Raw genomic sequence first — 18,993 nt, forward strand, 5'->3', positions numbered from 1 at the left:
ACGGAGTGGGGGTGCGGGTGCCGCACCTGCTGCCTGAGAGCGCTCTCACGCAGCGGGTGCGCGGTCAATGTGCTCTCCGCCACTCCGGCCGTCAAGAGGTGAAGCCGTGAAAGTCCTTTCGCTGTGCGGGAGTTCAGGTGATGAAGGCGATGAATGCGGGTGAAAGAGGAGGTTTCCGAGCGGCCTCTCCGACGGGCGGGTCATCAGGGGCGCCGTGGGCGGACGGGGCACGCGTCGTATTGTTCGACCACGGGAACCGGGCGGTAGCGGGGAGGGTCGACGACGATGGTGGCGGTGCGCATGGCGGCATCGGTGCTGGCCACGTGGACCGCGCTGATCGTGCTCCTGCTCGCGCCTGCGGTCCTGCCCGAGCACTGGCAGTACTACGTCTACTCGCCGGCCAGTGTGGGCCTGTGGATGCTGGCCATGCTCGTCGCACCTGTGGTGGTCTGCTTCGCCAAGTGGCCGTGGATCCGTTCCGGCGGCAGCTGAGGCCGCACCCCCACGGGGCGCGTGTTCACCCGCGGCACGGCCTCAGACCGCGCTGCCCGCCTTCCAGTCCGCCCAGGAAAGGTTCCAGCCGTTGAGGCCGTTGTCCGCCGCGACCGTCTTCTCGCCGGAGTTCTTCACGATGACGACGTCGCCGAGCATCGAGCTGTCGTAGAACTTGTAGCCCGCCACCGAACTGTCGTTGGCCCCCTTGGCGTCGTGCAGGCCGACGCAGCCGTGGCTGGTGTTCTCGTGGCCGAACACCGCTGTGGACGCCCAGTAGTTGCCGTGCACGAAGGTGCCGGAGGTGGTCAGGCGCTGGGCGTGCGGGACGTCGGAGATGTCGTACTCGTCGCCGAGCCCGACCGTCGAGGACTCCATGCGGGTCTGCTTGAACCGCTCGCTGATCACCATGATCCCGGACCAGGTGGTGTGCTGGGCGTTGCCGCCGCTGACCGGATAGGTGGCGAGGGTCTTGCCGTCCCGCTTGACCACCATCTCCTTGCTGGACAGGTCGACCGTACTGATCTGCTCGCGTCCGATGTCGAACGTGACGTCCTTGGACTGGATACCGTAGACACCGTCCTGGCCCTCGACGTCCTTCAGCCGCAGACTGAGCGTGATCTTCGTGTCGGCCGCCCAGTACGTCTCGGGGCGGAAGTCGAGACGGGTGTCGCTGAACCAGTGGCCGACGACCTCGACGGCGGGCTCGGCGGTGACCGTGATCGCCTTCTGGACGGCGGCCCGGTCCTTGACGGCGTGCGTGAAGTTGATGGACACGGGCATGCCGACGCCGGAGGTGGAGTTCGCCTCCGGGGTGAAGTAGCCGACGAAGGTCTCGCCGGGCGACTTGGTGGTGAAGGTCGCGGTCTTCGCGGCGCCGCCCTGCGCTTGCGCGGCGACCGTGTACTTCGTGCCCGAGTACGGGTTCTTCGTGGACGTCCACTTCGTCCTGGCGGCGTTGAAGGTCCCGGCGAGCGTGGAGCCGTCGTTGCCGGTCACCTTCACCGTGGCGAACGTGCCGTCGGTCACCGTCACCGTGACCGGGGTTGTGAAATCGGCCTTCTTCGTACCGTCGGCAGGCGAGACCGTGACGGTCGGCGTCTTCGCTGCCTTCACCGAAGCCGTCGCCGACGCGCCGCCGGACGAGGCGCTCTCCGCGGCGCCCGCCGATCCGCTGCAACCGGTCAGCACGGCCGCCGGCACCACCCCGAGCACGGTGAGGATCCCACGCCGGGACCACCTCTCCGACGGCTTCTCGGACCGGTTGGATATGTGCGACACGCCCACGGCAGGCCTTCCTCCATATGTCGCGCACATCCCCTGGCCGTACGCGACGAGATCACCAGTGCCGTTGCATCCTGCGTCACTTCCCTGGGTTGAATCTTTGAATCCCAGGGCCCCAACCTGAGATTCCTCTGAAGAGAACCTGAAAGAAGGCCTGAAACCACGGTTGTCGGAGGCTCCACGAGTGTGAACAGAGTTTGAACGCGCCGACCGGCGTCCTGAGTATCCGGTGAGATCCCCGTCCCGCCATGGCTTCCCCACCAATCCGGTCGGAATAGTGAGGAAGGAACTGAAGGCGGAGTTCCGCTTCGGCGGCTCCGCGGCAGACCACGCCGGAGGCATTCGTGACCGAAGTCCGCAAGCGGCCCACCACGGCGATCGTCGGAGCGGGCGCGGCAGGCACCCTGACCGCCGTCCAACTCTGCGAGACCGCCACCCGCCGCCGGACCCCGCTCGACCTGGTGCTGGTCGACCCGGCCCCGGAGGCCGGCCGCGGCACCGCCTACGCCACCCCCGACCCGCGCCACCGCCTCAACGTCCCCGCAGGGGGCATGAGTTGCTACCCCGACGACCCCGGCCACTTCACCCGCTGGCTCTGCCGCCACGGCGAACCCACCGTCGGCGGCGGCGACTTCGCCACCCGCTACCGCTACGGCGCATACCTGGCCGACGCCCTCGCCCAGGCCGTCGTCCGCTCCCACGGCACCGTCTCCGTACGCCGCCTGCGAACCCGCGCGGAGAGCTGTACCGGCACCCCCACGGGCCCGGTGGAACTCCACCTCGCCGACGGGGGACTCCTCACCGCAGACAGCGCCGTCCTCGCCACCGTCCTCGCCGCCCCCACCGCAGCATGGGCCCCGCCGGCGCTGCGCGCCTCGCCCCGCTTCGTCAACTCGCCCTGGACACCAGGCGCGTTGGACGCCGTACGCGAGGACACCGCCGACATCCTCCTCGTCGGCACCGGCCTCACCGCCGTCGACCTCGCCCTCACCCTCGACCGCCCCGAACGCACCGTGCACGCCGCCTCCCGCAGCGGCACGCCACACATACGACGCATCGCCCCTGGCCCACCGCTACCCTCGCCGTGGCCGCCCTTCTCCTCGCCTTCCAGCTCAACGCCCCCGGCGCGACGACCGACAGGTCCAGCGACGGCGGCGACCACATGCCGTCCGCAGCCAATGTCACTGCCACCGCCACCGCCTCAGCGAAACCGGGGGACGACACCCGGGGCGAAGGCGACCACGCAGGAAAGCCCGGCGACAACAAGTAGCCCCCGCCGAACCCGAGTTCACTCCACCGCCGGCCCCGTCACGGCTCCGGTCGCCACCCCAGCGCCCGCGAGATCCCGCGTGCCGCGAGCCGCACCGCCGGGATCAACACCGGTACCTGGGCGTCGACTTGGGGTACCACCACCGACACGGCCGCCACCACCGCACCGCCCGGCCCGCGCACCGGAGCCGCCACCGACAGCGCGTCGTCCGTGACCTGACGGTCGCTCACCGCCACGCCGGCGCGCCGCACTTCGGCCAGCACCCGCCGCAGCCGTACCGGATCGGTGATCGTGTACGGCGTGAAGGATGCCAACTCGCCCGCGCAGTAGGCCTCTTGGAGGTCCGGTTGGTCGTGGGCCAGCAGGGCGAGGCCCACCCCCGTGGCGTGCAGCGGCCAGCGGGCGCCCACCCGGATGTGCACGCCGACCGCCGAACGGCCCGAGAGCCACTCGGTGTAGACGACCTCCGTGCCGTCCCGCACCGCCAACTGCACGTTCTCGTGCGTCGATTCGTACAGGTCCTCCAGGTAGGGCAGGGCAAGTTGGCGCAGGGCGAGGCCGCGAGGCGCGAGTGCCGCGATCTCCCACAGCCGCAGTCCCACGTGGTAGACGCCGGACGCGTCCCGCTCCAGCGCGCCCCACTCGGTGAGGGCGCCCGCGAGCCGGTGTGCGGTGGTCAGGGTGAGTCCGGCCCGGCGGGCGATGTCGGACAGCGACAGGGCCGTGTGCTCGTGGTCGAAGGCGGCGAGCACGGCGAGCAGCCGGTCGGGAGCGGAGCGGGCGGTCGTCCCGGATCCGGTGGTGGGCGCGGACCCGGTGCTGGTCTCCGGCCGGGTGGTGGTCATCGCCGTACCTCCTTGTCGGGCGTCAGGCGAGTCCGTCCTCGGCGACCTGTTGCAGCAGCGTGTGCAGGGTCTCCCGCTGGGCCGCGTCCAGCGGGCCGAGCAGTTCGTTCGTCACCCGCAGGCCGGCCTCGTCGGTGTCGCGCAGGAAGCCGCGGCCATTTTCCGTCAGGACCACGATGCGGCTTCGCCGGTCGTCGGGGGAAGGGCGCCGCTCGGCGAATCCCAGCTTCTCCAGGTCGTCGACCAGGCCGACGATCGCGCTCGGGTCGTAGCCCAGCCGCGTGCTCAGCTCGCGCTGGAGGGCGCCCTCGGACGTGGCCAGGAAGCGGAGCAGCGCGTAGTGGCGCAGGCGCAGGCCCGACTCCTGGAGGAACGTGTTGAAGAGCTGGCCGGAGCGCAGGCCCAGCCGGTACAGGAGGTAACCGGTGTCCGCGTGCAGCCCGCGCATCCACGGCTCGTGCGCGTCGATCGGGGGGTTCGCGGCGTGCTGCTGGCGGGCGATGGCGGGCTCCCTGGGTCGAGGCCCCGGGGTGGGGCGTGCGGTGGTTCGTGGTCAGTGTGACGCACCTGGTCCGTCGGCAACAACTATTGACGTCAACAATTATTGCTCTTAGCTTCGATCTCGCAGCCGTACTCCGGTGGGGCTGGCAGCCGCATCGCCTTGTGAAGGGACTCGCTCGTGCCCAGCATCGATCTGACCGGCAAGGTCGCCGTCGTCACCGGCAGTGGCCGGGGCCTCGGTCTCGCCTACGCGCACGCCCTGGCCGCCCACGGCGCGTCCGTGGTCGTCAACGACATCGACGAGGCGGTGGCCGACCAGGCCGTGAAGTCGATCACCGAGGCGGGCGGCACCGCCGTCGCCGAGGTCGTCCCGGTCGGCACGACCGAGGCCGCGGAACGGCTGGTCAACCGCGCGGTCGAGGAGTTCGGGCGGATCGACGTCCTGGTCACCAACGCGGGCATCCTGCGCGACAAGGTGCTGTGGAAGATGACCGACGAGGACTTCGACGCGGTGATCACCACCCATCTCAAGGGCACCTTCACCTGCGCCCGCGCCGCCGCCGTACGGATGCGCGAACAGGGCGAGGGCGGCAGCCTGATCCTGGTCGGCTCGCCCGCCGGCCAGCGCGGCAACTTCGGCCAGACCAACTACTCCGCCGCCAAGGCCGGCATCGCCGCCTTCGCCCGCACCTGGTCGATGGAACTGGGCCGCGCCGGCATCACCGTCAACGCGATCGTGCCGGTCGCCGCGACCGCGATGACCGAGACGATCCCCGCGTTCGCCCCGTACATCGAGGCCATGAAGAACGGCGATCCGCTGCCCGACTTCCTCCGCAAGGGTGAGGGCTTCGGCACCCCCGAGGACTGCGCCGCCCTCGTCCCCTTCCTCGCCTCCGAGGCCGCGCGCTCCATCACCGGCCAGGCCATCGGCATCGGCGGCGACAAGGTGGCACTCTGGTCCCACCCGCAGGAGATCAGCACGGCCTACGCCGACGGCGGCTGGACCCCCGACAGCCTGGCCGTCGCCTTCCCCACCTCGGTCGGCGCCGAACTCCAGTCGGTCGGCATCCCCGCACCGAAGCTGCCGGAGGCGTGATGGCACCCCCCAAGGCCCCCATGGACATCGGCGACCTCGTCGCCATCGACGTCCACACCCACGCGGAGGTGTCCTCCAAGGGCCACTCCTCGCTGGACGACGACCTCCACGACGCCTCCTCCGCCTACTTCAAGGTCGAGGGCAAGCGGAAGCCGACCCTGGAGGAGACCGCCGCGTACTACCGCGAGCGGAAGATGGCCGCCGTGATCTTCACGGTCGACGCCGAGTCCGCGACCGGCACCGAACCCGTCCCGAACGAGGAGGTCGCCGAGGCCGCCGCCGCCAACGCCGACGTCCTCATCCCCTTCGCGTCCATCGACCCGTTCCGGGGCCGGGCGGGCGTGAAGCAGGCGCGGCGGCTGGTCGAGGAGTACGGCGTCAAGGGCTTCAAGTTCCACCCCAACATCCAGGGCTTCTTCCCCAACGACCGGGCCGTGGCCTACGACCTGTACGAGGTCATCGAGGAGACGGGCACCATCGCCCTCTTCCACACCGGCCAGACGGGCATCGGCGCGGGGGTACCGGGAGGCGGCGGCATCCGCCTCAAGTACTCCAACCCCCTTCACGTGGACGACGTCGCCGCCGACTTCCCCCACCTCAAGATCATCCTGGCGCATCCGTCCTTCCCCTGGCAGGACGAGGCCCTCGCCGTCGCCACCCACAAGCCCGGCGTCCACATCGACCTCTCCGGCTGGTCGCCGAAGTACTTCCCTCCGCAGCTCGTCCAGTACGCGAACACGCTGCTCAAGGACAAGGTCCTCTTCGGCTCCGACTACCCCGTCCTCACCCCGGACCGCTGGCTCGCCGACTTCGAGAAGCTGCCCATCAAGGACGAGGTCAGACCGAAGATCCTCAAGGACAACGCCGCCCGCCTGCTCGGGCTGACGTAAAGGGGCACCGGATGCGCAACGAGGGACTGGGCTCATGGCCCGCACGCCGGGCCCGCAAGACCCCGCATCGCGTGGCTTTGGTCTACGGCGGACTGTCTACGGTCGGTGGTCGATCGTCTGCGGTCGGCGGCGGACCGTCTGCGGGCCACGGTGGTTCGCCGACCGGCTCCGGCGGTTCGTCGACGGTCGCCGGAGGACTGTCGTCCGGCCACGACATTTCGTCGACAGCCGACAGCGGACCATTGACGGTCAACAGCGGATTGTCGACGGTCGGCAGCAGCTCGTCGATGGACTACAGCACACTGCATACACGAACCACCCGCCTCGCCCATGCCCTCCGCGCCCGGGGCGTCCGCCGCGGCGACCGCATCGCCTACCTCGGCCCCAACCACCCCTCCTACCTGGAGACCCTGTTCGCGGCCGGCATCCTCGGGGCGGTCTTCGTCCCCCTCAACACCCGCCTCACCGCCCCCGAGATCGCCTACCAACTCGCCGACTCCGGCGCCAAGATCCTCGTCTACGGCCCGACGCACACCGCCCTCGTCGCCGGACTGCCGGGCAGCACCGACGTACGCATCTACGTCGAAGTCGGCCCCGAATACGAGGAGTTGCTCGCAGCGGCGTCCGCCGAGCCGATCGACGAGCCGGTCACCGGCGACGACACCTGCATCATCATGTACACCTCGGGCACGACCGGCCGCCCCAAGGGCGCCATGCTCACGCACGGCAACCTGACCTGGAACGCGCTCAACGTCCTCGTCGACACCGACCTGATCGCCGACGAACGCGCCCTGGTCTCCGCCCCGTTGTTCCACACGGCCGGCCTCAACATGCTCACCCTGCCGGTGCTGCTCAAGGGCGGCACCTGTGTCCTGGTCGAGTCCTTCGACCCGGACGCCACCTTCGACCTGGTCGAACGGCACCGGATCACCTTCATGTTCGGGGTGCCGACGATGTTCGACCAGATCGCCCGGCATCCCCGCTGGGCCGCCGCCGACCTGTCCTCGCTGCGCATCCTGACCTGCGGCGGATCCCCGGTCCCGTCCCCGCTGATCGCCGCCTACCAGGAGCGCGGACTGACCTTCCTCCAGGGCTACGGCATGACCGAGGCCTCGCCCGGAACCCTGTTCCTGGACGCCGAACACGCGGTGAGCAAGGCGGGTTCGGCGGGCGTGCCGCACTTCTTCAGCGACGTACGGGTCGTACGGCCGGACCTCACGCCCACCGGCGTCGGCGAGACCGGCGAGGTCGTGGTGCGCGGCCCGCATGTCATGCCCGGCTACTGGGGGCTGCCCGAGGAGACGGCCGCGGTCTTCGCCGACGGCTGGTTCCGCAGCGGGGACGCGGCCCGGACCGACGACGACGGCTACGTGTACATCGTCGACCGTATGAAGGACATGATCATCTCCGGTGGGGAGAACATCTACCCCGCCGAGATCGAGGACCTGCTCCTGACCCATCCCGACGTCGTCGAGTGCGCGGTCATCGGGATCGCGGACGACAAGTGGGGCGAGGTGCCGCGGGCGGTCGTCGTGCCGCGCGAAGGCGCCTCGCTGGATCCCGACGAGGTACTGGCCTCGCTGGCCGGCCGCCTGGCCAAGTACAAGATCCCCAAGTCGGTGGTGGTCGCGGACGAACTCCCGCGCACCGCCTCCGGAAAGCTCCTCAAGTCCCGGGTGCGCAAGCGCTTCGGCGGCAACTCCTAGGCAGGGAACGCGATATGAGCATCACAGTCAACGGCCTCGACGAACTCAAGAAGCTCGCGGGCAGCGACCTCGGCACCAGCGAGTGGATCGAGGTCACCCAGGAACGCATCGACACCTTCGCCGACGCGACGGGCGACCACCAGTGGATCCACGTCGACCCGGAGAAGGCCGCGGCGGGCCCCTTCGGCGCGCCCATCGCGCACGGCTATCTGACCCTCTCCCTCTTCATCCCGCTCTTCACCGAACTGCTGGACGTCGAGGGCGTGTCCACGAAGGTCAACTACGGCCTGAACAAGGTGCGCTTCCCCGCACCGGTCAAGGTCGGTTCACGGATCCGGCTCGCCGCGACGCTCTCCTCGGTCGAAGACGTGCCGGGCGGGGTGCAGATCGCCGTCGACGGGACGATAGAGATCGACGGCGGGCCGAAGCCCGCCGCCGTCCTCCAGAGCCTCTCGCGGTTCTACGCCTGAGCGCCCCTCGCTGCCACTGCTGCCAGTCCGCGGTCGATTGTCTACAGCTGCCAGTCCACCGTCGCCTGTCTACTGCTGCTTGTACGAGTACACGCTGGTAGACACCACGCACACACCCGGCTGGACCACCTCGGCGCGCAACGTCCCGCTGTTCACGTCGTAGTCGACGCCCTCGGCCTCGAACGTGCCCGTGCAGATGCTGCGTTGGGGCAGCGCGAACAGGCTCGTCACCGTACCGGTGATCGGCCGGCCGTCCAGTTTGTGCGGCAGGTCGACCTGGAGGAGCGGGCGGATCTCGGGGAACTTGGTTCCCGACGCGTCGTCGGAGACGCACACCAGCCGGGTGTCCGTCACGAAGTCGCAGCCCTGGATGTCGTTCACCGTCCTGTCAAGGGTGATCTGCCCGGCCTGCGGCAGCGTTCCGCCCGTCGCCGGAGTGGACGGGTTGAGCAGGGGAGTGGGGAAGACCTGGAGTCTGGACTGGTCGCCCCACTCGCCCGACACCATCCACTGCGTGTCCGGCGAGATCGCGTCGAACGAGTTGTTGATCTTCTCGCCCGAGTCGAGCGGGTGGACGTACGTGTAGCGCGTCCCGGACGGCGTGGTGACCGCGAACATCTTGGACGTGCCCGTGTCGGCGGCCTGGTAGGCGTCGAAGACGTAGCCGTTCGCGATGTCCGGGTCACCGATGTGGTTCCAGCCCTGGACGCGCAGATCCAGCGGGATGGACGCCAGCCCGCGGTACAGCAGCGAGCCGTCCGCACGCGACGCTACGCCCTCACCGCCGCCCAGGCTGTCGGTGTAGGCCGTGCCGGTCTCCGCCCAAGTGGTGGCGGCGGCGGCCGAGGAGATGCTCACGCCGAGCGTGAAAGCACCTAATAAGGCGGCGAGGGCAGTGAGTTGACGCTTCATCAGTTACCTGCCAGGTCGACGAAGATGGGGTTGGAATAGAACCATGTGTCGGCCCACGGGTCACCGTTTCCGGGCTCGTGGGGGATCGGGCCGTGCGGGTCGACCGAGGCACCGAGGTAGCCCGCGCCGTGCCGCTTGCCGTCGCTGCCGCGCAGCCGCAGGTAGAAGGACTCGTCTCCGGCGGTCACCGGGATGCGCAGGGTGTACGTCCCCTTGCGGCCGCTCACGTCGGCCGTACGCACGACCTTCGTGTCCGGTGCCCGCCACGCGTCCCGGTCGGACACCGCACCGCGCACCGCGCCCCGGATCACGTCCACGTGCGCCAACTCCGGCAGGATTCCCTGGGCGTTGGGCCGCGAGGCGGTCGTCACGGTGACGCTCAGCGTGAGCCGTTCGCCCTTGCGGACCCGCAGCCGGCCGCCCAGCGTGACACCCCGGCCGCCGTCGCAGTCCCGCTTCAGGCGCACGTCGAGCCCGTCCAGCAGATGCCCGTGGTCGACCCAGACCCGGCCCGCGCGCATTCCCGCCATCACCGCGCCGTAGCCGTAACGGGTCACGCCCACATGCGTGCGGCTGAACTCGCCGGGCCAGAAGTCGCTGCCGGGCTGCGGGGTGCCGGTGTCCACCGGGTCGGGCAGCTTGCCGGTGTTGTCGAAGTTCTGCCCGGCGGGCCAGGCGCCGTTGGCCCAAGTGTCGTAGACCGTACGGTGGTTGTCGGAGTTCGTGGTGATCGAGAAGAGCCGGCCCTCGGCCAGCATGGAGTCCCACAGCCCGCCGACGGTCGCCGTCGCCCAGTCGAATCCGCCGTACGTCACATACGCGTCCGCCGGATACCCCGCCCAGGACTGCGCCGACGGCTTGTTCTCGTACTCGCCGCGAATCGACGTCGCACCCCGCCAGCCGGGCAGGGCCGCGCCCTGCGCACCGGGCGCGCCCTCCATCCCGATCATGATCTCGGGGGCCGCGTCCCGCCAGGCCCGCATCTCGTGCGGGGAGTCGATGCCGAGGCGCAGCGGGTGGTTGGCGAGGACGAGGACGTCGTCGACGTAGCCCGAACGGCGCTGCTCCGCCAGCCACTTGATGGCCTTGACGGCGTGGGCCTCGTTGCGGGCGGTGTCCGTGGCGCCGGCCGAGCCCTCGGTGTAGCCCAACAGCTTGCCGTCGTAGGCGAGTTCGAACTGCGTGAGCAGATCCACCTCGTGGCGGCCGGGCGCGGCGAAGATCGTGCAGTGCTCGGCGGCCGGGATGTACCACTCCAGGCCCTGGAAGATCAGCTGGCGCGGGTTCTCCGCACGCGCCTTGAGGATCTCCGCGTGCTCCAACTGCGCGCCGTAGTTGGCGTGTCCGAAGTTGGAGTGCTCGTTGAACACCATCCAGTCGAGGCCGTACTGCGCGGCGGCCTTCGCCTGCTGGGAGAACGTGTACTTGGCGTCGTGGCTGTACACCGAGTGCACGTGGTGGTCGCCGACGAGGTAGGCGAGGCGCGGGTCGTTGCCGCCGTAGCCCCGCCCGGACGCCACCGCAGGGGTGGCGAGCGGTCCGGCGCCGAGGGTGAAAGCGGCGCCGAACAGCCCTGCGCGGCGAAGGAGTTGGCGGCGGGAAACGCCCTGTGCGTCGAGGGCGGCGGGGGAGACGGACGGGTCGGCCCAGGTGGGCAGCTGCTGCTCGGTCATGATGGTTCGGAAGTCCTCTGGAGGGCTGTCAGTGGGTCATGAAGGAGGTCACGGGCAGCGCCCGGGAGACGATCCGGACGTCGCCGAGGCGGCCGTGCAGGATCTGGTCGATCTTGTCCGCGTACTCGTAGCCGCCGAGCAGCCACGGCTGTCCGGAGGACGCGATGCCGATCGCGGGGGCGTGCGGGTTGCGGGCCACGGGGCAGCCCTGGACGTACATCGTGGTGTGCCGTCCGTCGTTGACGACGGCGAGGTGCCACCAGATCTCGGGGTCGGTCTCGTCACCCCAGTTCGTGGCCAACTGCTGCTGGTTCAGGGGGTGTACCGCCCACTGCGGGCCCGGCCCGTCGGACAGCGACAGGGTGGCGAGCGGCTCGTCGGGGTCGTCCGTCACCGTACCGACCGAGCCGTTGCGGCCGGTGCGGCTGACCAGCCCGGCCCAGGCGTTGTGCGAGGCGTTCCAGTCGGCGGGCAGCCAGTAGAACGCCTCGATGGTGTAACCGTCCCTGAACGTCGCCGAGTTGAGCGGCGCACCGTCGACGGTCCGCAGGTAGGCGCCCTTCAGCGGGGACTTGTAGCCCGTGAACTCCAGGCTGCCGTGGCCCGGTTGGTCCGGGTGGTGGTCCGCCGACCAGCCGAGGGTGCCGCCGTTCACGGAGACCACGGTGAGGTCGTTGCCGCGGCCGGACAGGTCACGGACGGTGCCGGAGACCGGAGAGTCGAAACGCCAGTAGGCGGCCGTGCCGGGGATCACCATCTTGGACGCGGGGCGCGCGGCGCGGACCGGCACCGGGTCGAAGCCCGAGAAGCGGTCCGCGAAGTCGATGCCGACGGAGAACCGGTCGGCGTCGCCGCTGAGTTCGATCTCCTGCCGCTCCAGCTCGTTGAGGCCCTTCGCGGCCCGGCCCAGGATCCACGGCGACACCGTCTCCACGTCGATGACGTCGCGGTCCAGGTCGAAGTGGTAGAGGCGGATCATCGCCGCGCCGCCGAAGTAGCGGTTCTGATAGTTCGTCAGATGCAGGTGGACGTCATTGCCTGCCGCGTTCTTGCGCGTCGCCCGACGGGCCGGCCAGTAGTGGCCGTTGAGGGTCAGGAAGATCTGGTCGTGGTCCGCTATGAGCTGGTCCCACAGCTGCTGCCCGTAGACCGACAACGTGTCGTCGTCCACGACCAGTTCGTGGGTGGTGAGGATGACCGGCGTCTTCGGGTGCTGCGCGATGACGTCCTTCGCCCACGCGTAGCCCTTCGCCGAGAGCCGCCAGTCCAGCGCGAGGACGAGCCACTCCCGCCCGGCGGCCTTGAACACGTGGTACGTGTTGTAGCCGTCCGAAGAGGCCCCGCCGAACGTGGACTTGTTCTTGAACCGCTGCGGGCCGAACGCGTCCAGATAGGGCGACGCCCCGCGCTGGTCGTCCGTCGACGACTTGATGTCGTGGTTGCCCGCCAGCACGCTGTAGCCGACACCGCGCCGGTCCAGCAGCTTGAACGCCTCCCCGATGGCGGCGAATTCGGGCACGGCCCCGTTCTGCGTCAGGTCACCCAAGTGCGACAGGAAGACGATGTTGTCGTCCTTGCCGTGCTCCAGCAGATAGCGCAGCGAGGCCTCGATCGGCGCCTTGTCGATGCTCGGCCCGTCGAAGAGGTACTGGGTGTCCGGCATCACGGCGAGCGTGAAGCGCCGGCTGTCGGTGTCGGGCCGCCAATTCGCCTTGGTGGAGGCCGAGTTCGGGGCCGCCTCGGCGACGCCCGGCAGCGCGACGCCGGCCGTGGCGGCGGCACCGAGCAGCGCGGTGGCCCGCAGGAAGTTGCGTCGCCCGGCACCGGCCTGGGCGCTCTCGCAGTGGTCGTCCTCGTGGTCATGCGAAGTACACACGTGTGCTCCGTGGGTAAGTGCTCGTGAAAGCTGGGGAGTTCGAAGCCGGGAAGTTGTGAACCCGTGGGTTCAGAGAACGCGCAGGGTCCAGCTCCAGCGATGGACGCCCGGTGCGACGAGGTACTGCGGTGTGGTGTCGGGGCCGCACGAAGCCGTGCCCAACCCCCGGTGCGCCGCGTCGAGTTGCACCACGCAGGACGCGCGCGGCACCAGCTCGTCGTGATGCCGTACGGCGGTCAGATCCTCGGCGCGGTGGCGGGTCACCGAGACCTGGCGGGGCTCGTCGAGGTCGACCGTGAGTCCGGTGGCGTCCGGTGCCGACAGTGTGAACCGCCGTACCCCGTTGCGGCCGCCGCTCTCCTGCGGCCGTAGATACGGGGTGAACAACTCGTCGACGGGGACCGAGTGGTGGCCCACGGGCGCGCCCGTGCTGCGGTCGGGGTACGACTCCCACGGACCCCGGCCGAACCACTCCAGCAGATCAAGACCCGGCACCGTCTCGAACACGGTGCCCACCCGGGCCACGTCGTCGAACTCCTCGGGCAGCTCGGCCGACTCCTCGACCCGCACCCCGCCCGCGACCGGGGTGAACACCTGACAGTGCCGGACCACCCCCGTCGCCCCCGCGTACTCGGCGACGGTCGTCACCCGCTCGCCGTCCCGGCGTACCGAAACGACCTTGCGGACCAGTGAGTCCAGCCCCCAGGCCCGCCAGCGCACCGCCATTCCGCCCAACTCGTCGTTGTCGGTGGGCGCCCGCCACAGGGACAGGGTCGGCGCGACCGTGAGCAGCGGGTGGATCAGCAGACCCTCGCCGTCGACCTCGATCCGACCGCTGCCCGCGGCGTAGCCGGCCACCGGCTCCGCCGCCCGCAGCAGCACCTGGGGCGCGCACACCTCCGTGCCGCGCGGCGCCCACACCTGGTCCTCGGCCGTGGTCACCCGCAGCGTCAGCCAGGCCTCGCCGCCGTCCTCCGGCAGCGCGAACGGCAGCGGTACGGCCGCCGTCTCGCCCGGGCACAGCGCGGGCAGTTCGGCCGGAGCGGTCAGCGTACGGCCGTCCGCGAGCGCCAACTCCCAGGTCCCCGCGAGCCATTCGAGGCCCCGGAAGTGCTGGTGGTTGCCGAGGACGATGCCCTCGTGCCGGAAGCACTCGATGCGCACCGGCGCCGCGATCTCCCGGTGCTCGAACATCACCGGCTTGGGCGTGCGGTCGGGAAACACCACACCGTCCGCGATGAACGCGCCGTCGTGGATCACCTCGCCGAAGTCACCGCCGTACGCCCAGCGTTGACCGGGCGCGGCGACACCGTTGTCATACAGTCCGGCGCCCGCGCGGCCGGTGGGTCTTCCGTCGTTCACACGCTGCAGGATTCCGTGGTCCCAGAACTCCCAGATGAAGCCGCCCTGAAGACCCGGGGTTGACTCGATGGCAGCCCAGTGGTCCGCGAGGGTGCCGTTGCTGTTGCCCATGGCGTGCGAGTACTCGCACTGGATCAACGGCTTGGTCTGCTCACCGGACAGCGCGTGGGCGACACAGTCCTCGATCGGCGCGTACATCGGACACGCGATGTCGGAGGCGAGATCCGGATCGGCCCAGCCGCGCTTGGCGGCCCCCTCGTACTGGATCGGTCTGGTGGGGTCGTGCCTGCGGACCCAGCCGGCCGCCGCGTCGTGGTTGGCGCCGTAGTCGGACTCGTTGCCCAGCGACCAGACGATGACCGACGGGTGGTTCTTGTCCCGCAGCACCATCCGCGAGACACGGTCCACGAAGGCGTTCAGATAGCGCGGATCGTCCGCGATCTCGTGCGCGTGGTCGTGCGACTCGATGTCCGCCTCGTCGACGACATACAAACCGAGCTCGTCGGCGAGGTCGTACAGCGCCGGGTCGTTCGGATAGTGCGAGGTACGGACCGCGTTGAACCCGAACCGCTTCAGCAGCACCAGATCCGCCCGCATGTCGTCGTACGACACCGTCCGGCCGGTCAGCGGATGGAAGTCGTGCCGGTTGACGCCCCGGATGAACACCCGCTCGCCGTTGACGAGCAGATCCCGCCCGACGATCTCCACGTCACGGAACCCGATCCGCCGGTACGACGTGTCGGCGACCGTTCCGTCGGCCCGGTGCAGCCGGACCGTGAGGCCGTACAGCTCGGGCGTCTCGGCGTTCCAGGTGCGCACCTCGGGGACGGACGCCCGGATGCGGGCCTCGCCGAGGAAGTCCGAGACACGGTCGTCCTCCGTGTTGAACCGGTCGAACTCCTCGTCCTGGGCCAGGAGTTGGCCCTCCAGGTCACCGCTGATCCACCACCCGGCGGGCAGCGCACCGCCGGCGTCCCGCACCTGGCAGTCGACCTGGAGCTCCCCGTCGTGGCGCGCCCGCACGGTCACGTCGGCGAGATACAGCGGGTCGGTCGCGTACAGCAGCACCGACCGCGTGATGCCCCCGTGCCACCACTGGTCCTGGTCCTCGATGTGCGAGGCGTCCGACCACTTGACCACGGTCAGCCGTACGGTGGCCCGCTCGCCGGGACGTACGACGCCCGAGAGGTCGAACTCGGCGGCGAGGTGGGAGTCCTTGGAGATACCAACGGGCCGCCCGTCCACATGCACGAGCAGCACACTCTCGGCGGCCCCGACCTGGAGCACGATCCGCCGCCCTGCCCAGCCGGCCGGGACGTCCATCTCCCGCTCGTACACACCGGTGGGATTGGCGACGGGCGACAGTGGAGGGAATTCTGCATACGGCATACGGACGTTCGTGTACTGCGGAAGATCGTCCGTGTCCTGCATCGTCCATGCACCTGGCACGTATGCCATGGACCATACGTCGGCCGGCGGTGCCTCGGGCGCCGGCAGCATCTGGAAGCGCCACTCCCCGTCGAGAGAGACCGCATCCGGTCGACGGTCGACGGCGTTCATGGGGAGCCGTGCCCAGGAGGTCAGCTCGGGTGCCTCCCAGGGGCGGAGGGCGATCAGGGGATCGGCGGGCCGGGGCCCGTGGATCGACGGATCGTTCATCGGCGGATGGCTCCCTTGTCGGTCGGGGTGCGCGGCATGACGGGGGGCGGGGGTGGGCGTGACGGGTCCGGGCAGGACCCGTCCGGCCAGGCCCCAGTCCGGGTCGACGGGGATGCCGAGCCGGTCCAGGACGGTGGGGGCGATGTCGACGAGCCGGGGCGAGTCGAGCCGGGTGCCGGCGGGCGTGCCGGGCTCGGCGAGGACGACGAACACCTCGCGCTCGGCGCGGGTGTCGCCGCCGTGGCCGCCGGTGTCGAGGTGCCCGTGGTCGGTGGTGACCAGCACGGTCCACCGCTCGCCGGAGGGCCGTGCAGCGAGCGCCGCGAGCAGCCGCCCCAGATGGGTGTCCTGGGCGAGAAGGGCGTGGTCGTAGGCGGCGGAGAGGGGACCTGTGGCGTGACCGGCCTCGTCGGTGGCGCCGAAGTACACGAACACCAGGTCGGGGTCGTCCTCGGTGAGCCAGCGCAGGGCGGTGCGGGCGACGAGGTCGTCCGCGGTCGCGTAGCCGTCGCTCTCCCCGTCGTGGTGCACCCGCCGCCCGATGGCGGGGCCGAGGACACCGCGGTGGACCAGCTCCGGCCAGGACACTGCGGCGGCGGTGCGCAGACCGGGGCGGGCGAGGGCCGCGCGGCTGAGGAAGTCGGGGTGGCGGGCGTAGTCGGCGCCCGCGAAGTCGTTGCCGGTGACCCCGTGCCGGTCGGGCCACACCCCGGTCAGCACGCTGGACCAGCCGGGCCCGGAGTCGGTGTAGGCCATGCTCGTCCACGGTCCGCCCTCGGCCTGACCGTCGGCCTCGCCGTACGGCAGCAGGCTGGTGCCGTGGGCGCCCCCTTCCAGCAGGCCGTGCAGGACGGGAGCGTGGGCCGCGGAGCGGACCAGCCGGTCGTGGCGCAGTCCGTCCATGCCCACCACGAGCACCTTGCCGCGCGGGATGCCGCCCCGGCCGGCGGACCCCTGGCTCTCCGCCGCCCGCGTCCGCTCGGCGTCGGTGTCCGTCACCGGATCCATCCCTCCTCTGTCCTGCGCGTCCCGCTGTCTGTGCGTACCGCGCGGGCCGGGGCGGCCCGCGCGGGTCAGGTGCCCTGCACCGCGCCCTCGGTGGCGCCCGCGATGAAGCCGCGGGCGAAGACGGCGAAGACCAGCACCAGCGGGAGCGACGCCATCAGCACCCCGGCCATGACCATGCTGTAGTCGGTGGTGTGGCCGACGTTCAGCTGGGCCAGCTCCACCTGGAGGGTCACGTGGTCCGGGTTGGTGAGCACGATGAGCGGCCAGACGTAGTCGTTCCAGGCGCCGACGAAGGCGTAGATCGCGAGAAAGGACAGCGCGGGCCTGATCATCGGCAGCGCGATGTTCCAGTACTGGCGGAAGAACCCGGCGCCGTCGATGCGCGCGGCGTCGAGGAGTTCGTCGGGCACGCCGTTCTCGATGTACTGGCGCAGCCAGAAGATGCCGAAGGCGTTGGCCAGGGCGGGCGGGATCAGCGCCTTGAGCATGCCCACCCAGCCGATGTTCGACATGAGGATGAACTGCGGCAGGATCGCCAGTTGCAACGGCAGCATCATGAACAGCAGCAGCGTGCCGAAGAGCACCTTGCGGCCGGGGAAGTCGAACTTGGCGAAGGTGAAGGCCGCCAGCGAGTCGACGAACAGCACCAGGACGGTGGTGACGGTCGCGACGATGACCGTGTTGAGCATCGACCCGAAGAAGTCGATGGTGTTCAGCACATGCCGGATGTTCTCCAGCAGATGGGAGCCGAAGGTGAACTTCGGCGGGCTCTTGTAGATGTCCTGGGTGGTGTTGGTCGCCATGACGATCGTCCACACGAACGGGAAGACCGAGAGCAGGACGGCCGCCATGAGGACGATGTGCGCGGTCAGGCCCTTGGGGCGGCGTAGCCGCCTCGCGCGCGGGGCCGGCCGGGCCGGCTCGGCTGTCGGATCGGCTGTGGTCACGGCTTCCTCCCTCGTTGGGTGATGCGCCAGTTGACGGCGACGAGGACGATGATCAACAGGAAGAAGGCCCACACGATGGCGGCGCCGTAGCCGTAGTCGTTGTTGAGGAAGGCCGACTGGTAGAAGTACAGCAGCGTGGTCAGACCGGCCTGTCCGGGGCCGCCGAGGTTGGCGTTGGCGGCGTTGCTGGCGAACAGCACCTGGGGCTCGCTGAAGCTCTGCAGGCCGTTGATGGTCGAGATGATGACGGTGAACAGGATGATCGGCCGCAGGATCGGGACGGTGATCTGGAAGAACGTGCGGACCGGGCCGGCGCCGTCCACCTTCGCCGCCTCGTAGATGGAGGTCGGGATCGCCTGCAGACCGGCCAGGTAGATGATCATGTTGTAGCCGGTCCACATCCATGTCATCAGCAGCGCGATGACCACCTTGATCAGCCACGGGTTGCTCAGCCAGGGCACCGGCGAGATGCCGACCGTGCCGAGGATCGCGTTGACCAGGCCGAAGTTGTTGCTGAACACCGCGCCGAAGAAGATCGCCACAGCGACGATCGAGGTGACGTTCGGTACGTAGAGGGCGATCCGGTAGAAGCCCTTGAAGCGGCGCACCGAGTGCAGCAGCGTGGCCAGCACCAGGGCGCCCAGCAGGGTGGGCACCGTGGACAGCACCCAGATCACCAGGGTGTTGCGGATCGACAGCCAGAAGACCGGGTCCGACCACAGGAACCGGAACTGCTGGAGGCCCACGAACTGCTTGTCACCGAGGCCGTCCCAGCGCTGGAAGGCCAGGTACAGCGAGTAGAACACCGGGAAGAAGGAGAACGCGGCGAAGATCAGGTAGAAGGGCGAGATCGCCAGGTACTGCCGCCAGTACGCCAGCGGGCCGCGCCGCTTCGGGCGGACGGTGCCGACGGGGGTGGCGCGCCGGGGACGGAACCGGGCCGGGCCCGGGGCGCGGGGGGGGGGGGGGGGGGCGCGGGGGGGGGGGGGGGGGGGCCGGGGG

At 70.0% G+C, this 18,993-nt stretch carries 15 protein-coding genes and 2 pseudogenes; 7 read left to right on the forward strand and 10 right to left on the reverse strand.

Features of this window, described 5'->3' with window-relative positions:
- The first annotated feature begins 300 nt into the window (after positions 1 to 300).
- Positions 301 to 492, forward strand: a complete 192-nt coding sequence (locus ACFXC1_RS37515; RefSeq protein WP_381251474.1) for a hypothetical protein — start codon at positions 301 to 303, stop codon at positions 490 to 492.
- A 42-nt stretch (positions 493 to 534) separates the two neighbouring features.
- On the opposite strand, the gene ACFXC1_RS37520 is transcribed toward ACFXC1_RS37515, so the two are convergent.
- Positions 535 to 1,779 carry a L,D-transpeptidase gene (locus ACFXC1_RS37520; RefSeq protein ID WP_381251476.1) on the reverse strand — a complete coding sequence of 415 codons (1,245 nt, stop codon included), beginning with the start codon at positions 1,777 to 1,779 and terminating at the stop codon, positions 535 to 537.
- Between the two features lie 341 nt (positions 1,780 to 2,120).
- Between ACFXC1_RS37520 and ACFXC1_RS37525 the strand changes: the two are divergent.
- Positions 2,121 to 2,543, forward strand: a pseudogene (locus ACFXC1_RS37525) (FAD/NAD(P)-binding protein); the annotation flags it as partial.
- 317 nt (positions 2,544 to 2,860) lie between these two features.
- Entirely contained in the window at positions 2,861 to 3,046 is a 186-nt protein-coding gene (locus ACFXC1_RS37530; protein ID WP_381251478.1) for a hypothetical protein, read from the forward strand.
- A 38-nt stretch (positions 3,047 to 3,084) separates the two neighbouring features.
- Here the strand turns inward: ACFXC1_RS37530 and ACFXC1_RS37535 are convergent, their stop codons facing one another.
- Positions 3,085 to 3,891, reverse strand: coding sequence for an IclR family transcriptional regulator (locus ACFXC1_RS37535; protein ID WP_381251479.1), 807 nt, complete (start codon positions 3,889 to 3,891; stop codon positions 3,085 to 3,087).
- A 22-nt stretch (positions 3,892 to 3,913) separates the two neighbouring features.
- Positions 3,914 to 4,339, reverse strand: coding sequence for a MarR family winged helix-turn-helix transcriptional regulator (locus tag ACFXC1_RS37540; protein ID WP_381251481.1), 426 nt, complete (start codon positions 4,337 to 4,339; stop codon positions 3,914 to 3,916).
- A gap of 231 nt (positions 4,340 to 4,570) precedes the next feature.
- On the opposite strand from ACFXC1_RS37540, the gene ACFXC1_RS37545 reads away from it, so the two are divergent.
- The 4 genes from ACFXC1_RS37545 to ACFXC1_RS37560 are packed head-to-tail and all read left to right on the forward strand — an operon-like array spanning position 4,571 to position 8,554.
- On the forward strand, positions 4,571 to 5,488 hold the full coding sequence (locus ACFXC1_RS37545) for an SDR family NAD(P)-dependent oxidoreductase (RefSeq protein ID WP_381251483.1): 918 nt from the start codon (positions 4,571 to 4,573) through the stop codon (positions 5,486 to 5,488).
- 20 nt (positions 5,489 to 5,508) lie between these two features.
- On the forward strand, positions 5,509 to 6,378 hold the full coding sequence (locus ACFXC1_RS37550; protein ID WP_381251588.1) for an amidohydrolase family protein: 870 nt from the start codon (positions 5,509 to 5,511) through the stop codon (positions 6,376 to 6,378).
- Between the two features lie 11 nt (positions 6,379 to 6,389).
- A complete protein-coding gene (locus ACFXC1_RS37555) occupies positions 6,390 to 8,084 on the forward strand; it encodes an acyl-CoA synthetase (RefSeq protein ID WP_381251485.1) in 1,695 nt (564 codons plus the stop codon).
- A 14-nt stretch (positions 8,085 to 8,098) separates the two neighbouring features.
- On the forward strand, positions 8,099 to 8,554 hold the full coding sequence (locus tag ACFXC1_RS37560; RefSeq protein WP_381251487.1) for a MaoC family dehydratase: 456 nt from the start codon (positions 8,099 to 8,101) through the stop codon (positions 8,552 to 8,554).
- A 69-nt stretch (positions 8,555 to 8,623) separates the two neighbouring features.
- Here ACFXC1_RS37560 and ACFXC1_RS37565 read toward each other — a convergent pair whose 3' ends face one another.
- The 7 genes and pseudogenes from ACFXC1_RS37565 to ACFXC1_RS37595 all read right to left on the reverse strand — a co-directional run bounded on the left by ACFXC1_RS37565 (position 8,624) and on the right by ACFXC1_RS37595 (position 18,869).
- Positions 8,624 to 9,466: a hypothetical protein gene (locus ACFXC1_RS37565; RefSeq protein WP_381251489.1), complete on the reverse strand. Its 843-nt coding sequence runs from the start codon at positions 9,464 to 9,466 to the stop codon at positions 8,624 to 8,626.
- Positions 9,466 to 11,139, reverse strand: a complete 1,674-nt coding sequence (locus ACFXC1_RS37570; protein WP_381251491.1) for a PHP domain-containing protein — start codon at positions 11,137 to 11,139, stop codon at positions 9,466 to 9,468. Before ACFXC1_RS37570 ends, ACFXC1_RS37565 begins: the two co-directional genes overlap by 1 nt.
- Positions 11,140 to 11,167: 28 nt before the next feature.
- Positions 11,168 to 13,015: a LamG-like jellyroll fold domain-containing protein gene (locus ACFXC1_RS37575; RefSeq protein ID WP_381251493.1), complete on the reverse strand. Its 1,848-nt coding sequence runs from the start codon at positions 13,013 to 13,015 to the stop codon at positions 11,168 to 11,170.
- 69 nt (positions 13,016 to 13,084) lie between these two features.
- The gene (locus ACFXC1_RS37580) at positions 13,085 to 16,036 is read right to left on the reverse strand and encodes a glycoside hydrolase family 2 TIM barrel-domain containing protein (RefSeq protein WP_381251590.1); all 2,952 of its coding nucleotides are present in this window, start codon (positions 16,034 to 16,036) and stop codon (positions 13,085 to 13,087) included.
- Positions 16,037 to 16,078: 42 nt separating this feature from the next.
- Positions 16,079 to 17,044 (reverse strand): annotated as a pseudogene (locus ACFXC1_RS37585) (alkaline phosphatase family protein); the annotation flags it as partial.
- Between the two features lie 65 nt (positions 17,045 to 17,109).
- Positions 17,110 to 17,895, reverse strand: coding sequence for a carbohydrate ABC transporter permease (locus ACFXC1_RS37590; protein ID WP_234336881.1), 786 nt, complete (start codon positions 17,893 to 17,895; stop codon positions 17,110 to 17,112).
- Positions 17,896 to 17,987: 92 nt separating this feature from the next.
- Complete coding sequence (locus tag ACFXC1_RS37595; protein WP_381251592.1) at positions 17,988 to 18,869, reverse strand: carbohydrate ABC transporter permease; 882 nt, start codon at positions 18,867 to 18,869, stop codon at positions 17,988 to 17,990.
- Between the last annotated feature and the right edge of the window lie 124 nt (positions 18,870 to 18,993).

This window comes from Streptomyces hokutonensis, from assembly GCF_042751305.1.
In the GTDB taxonomy this organism is placed as follows: Bacteria; Actinomycetota; Actinomycetes; order Streptomycetales; family Streptomycetaceae; genus Streptomyces; species Streptomyces hokutonensis_A.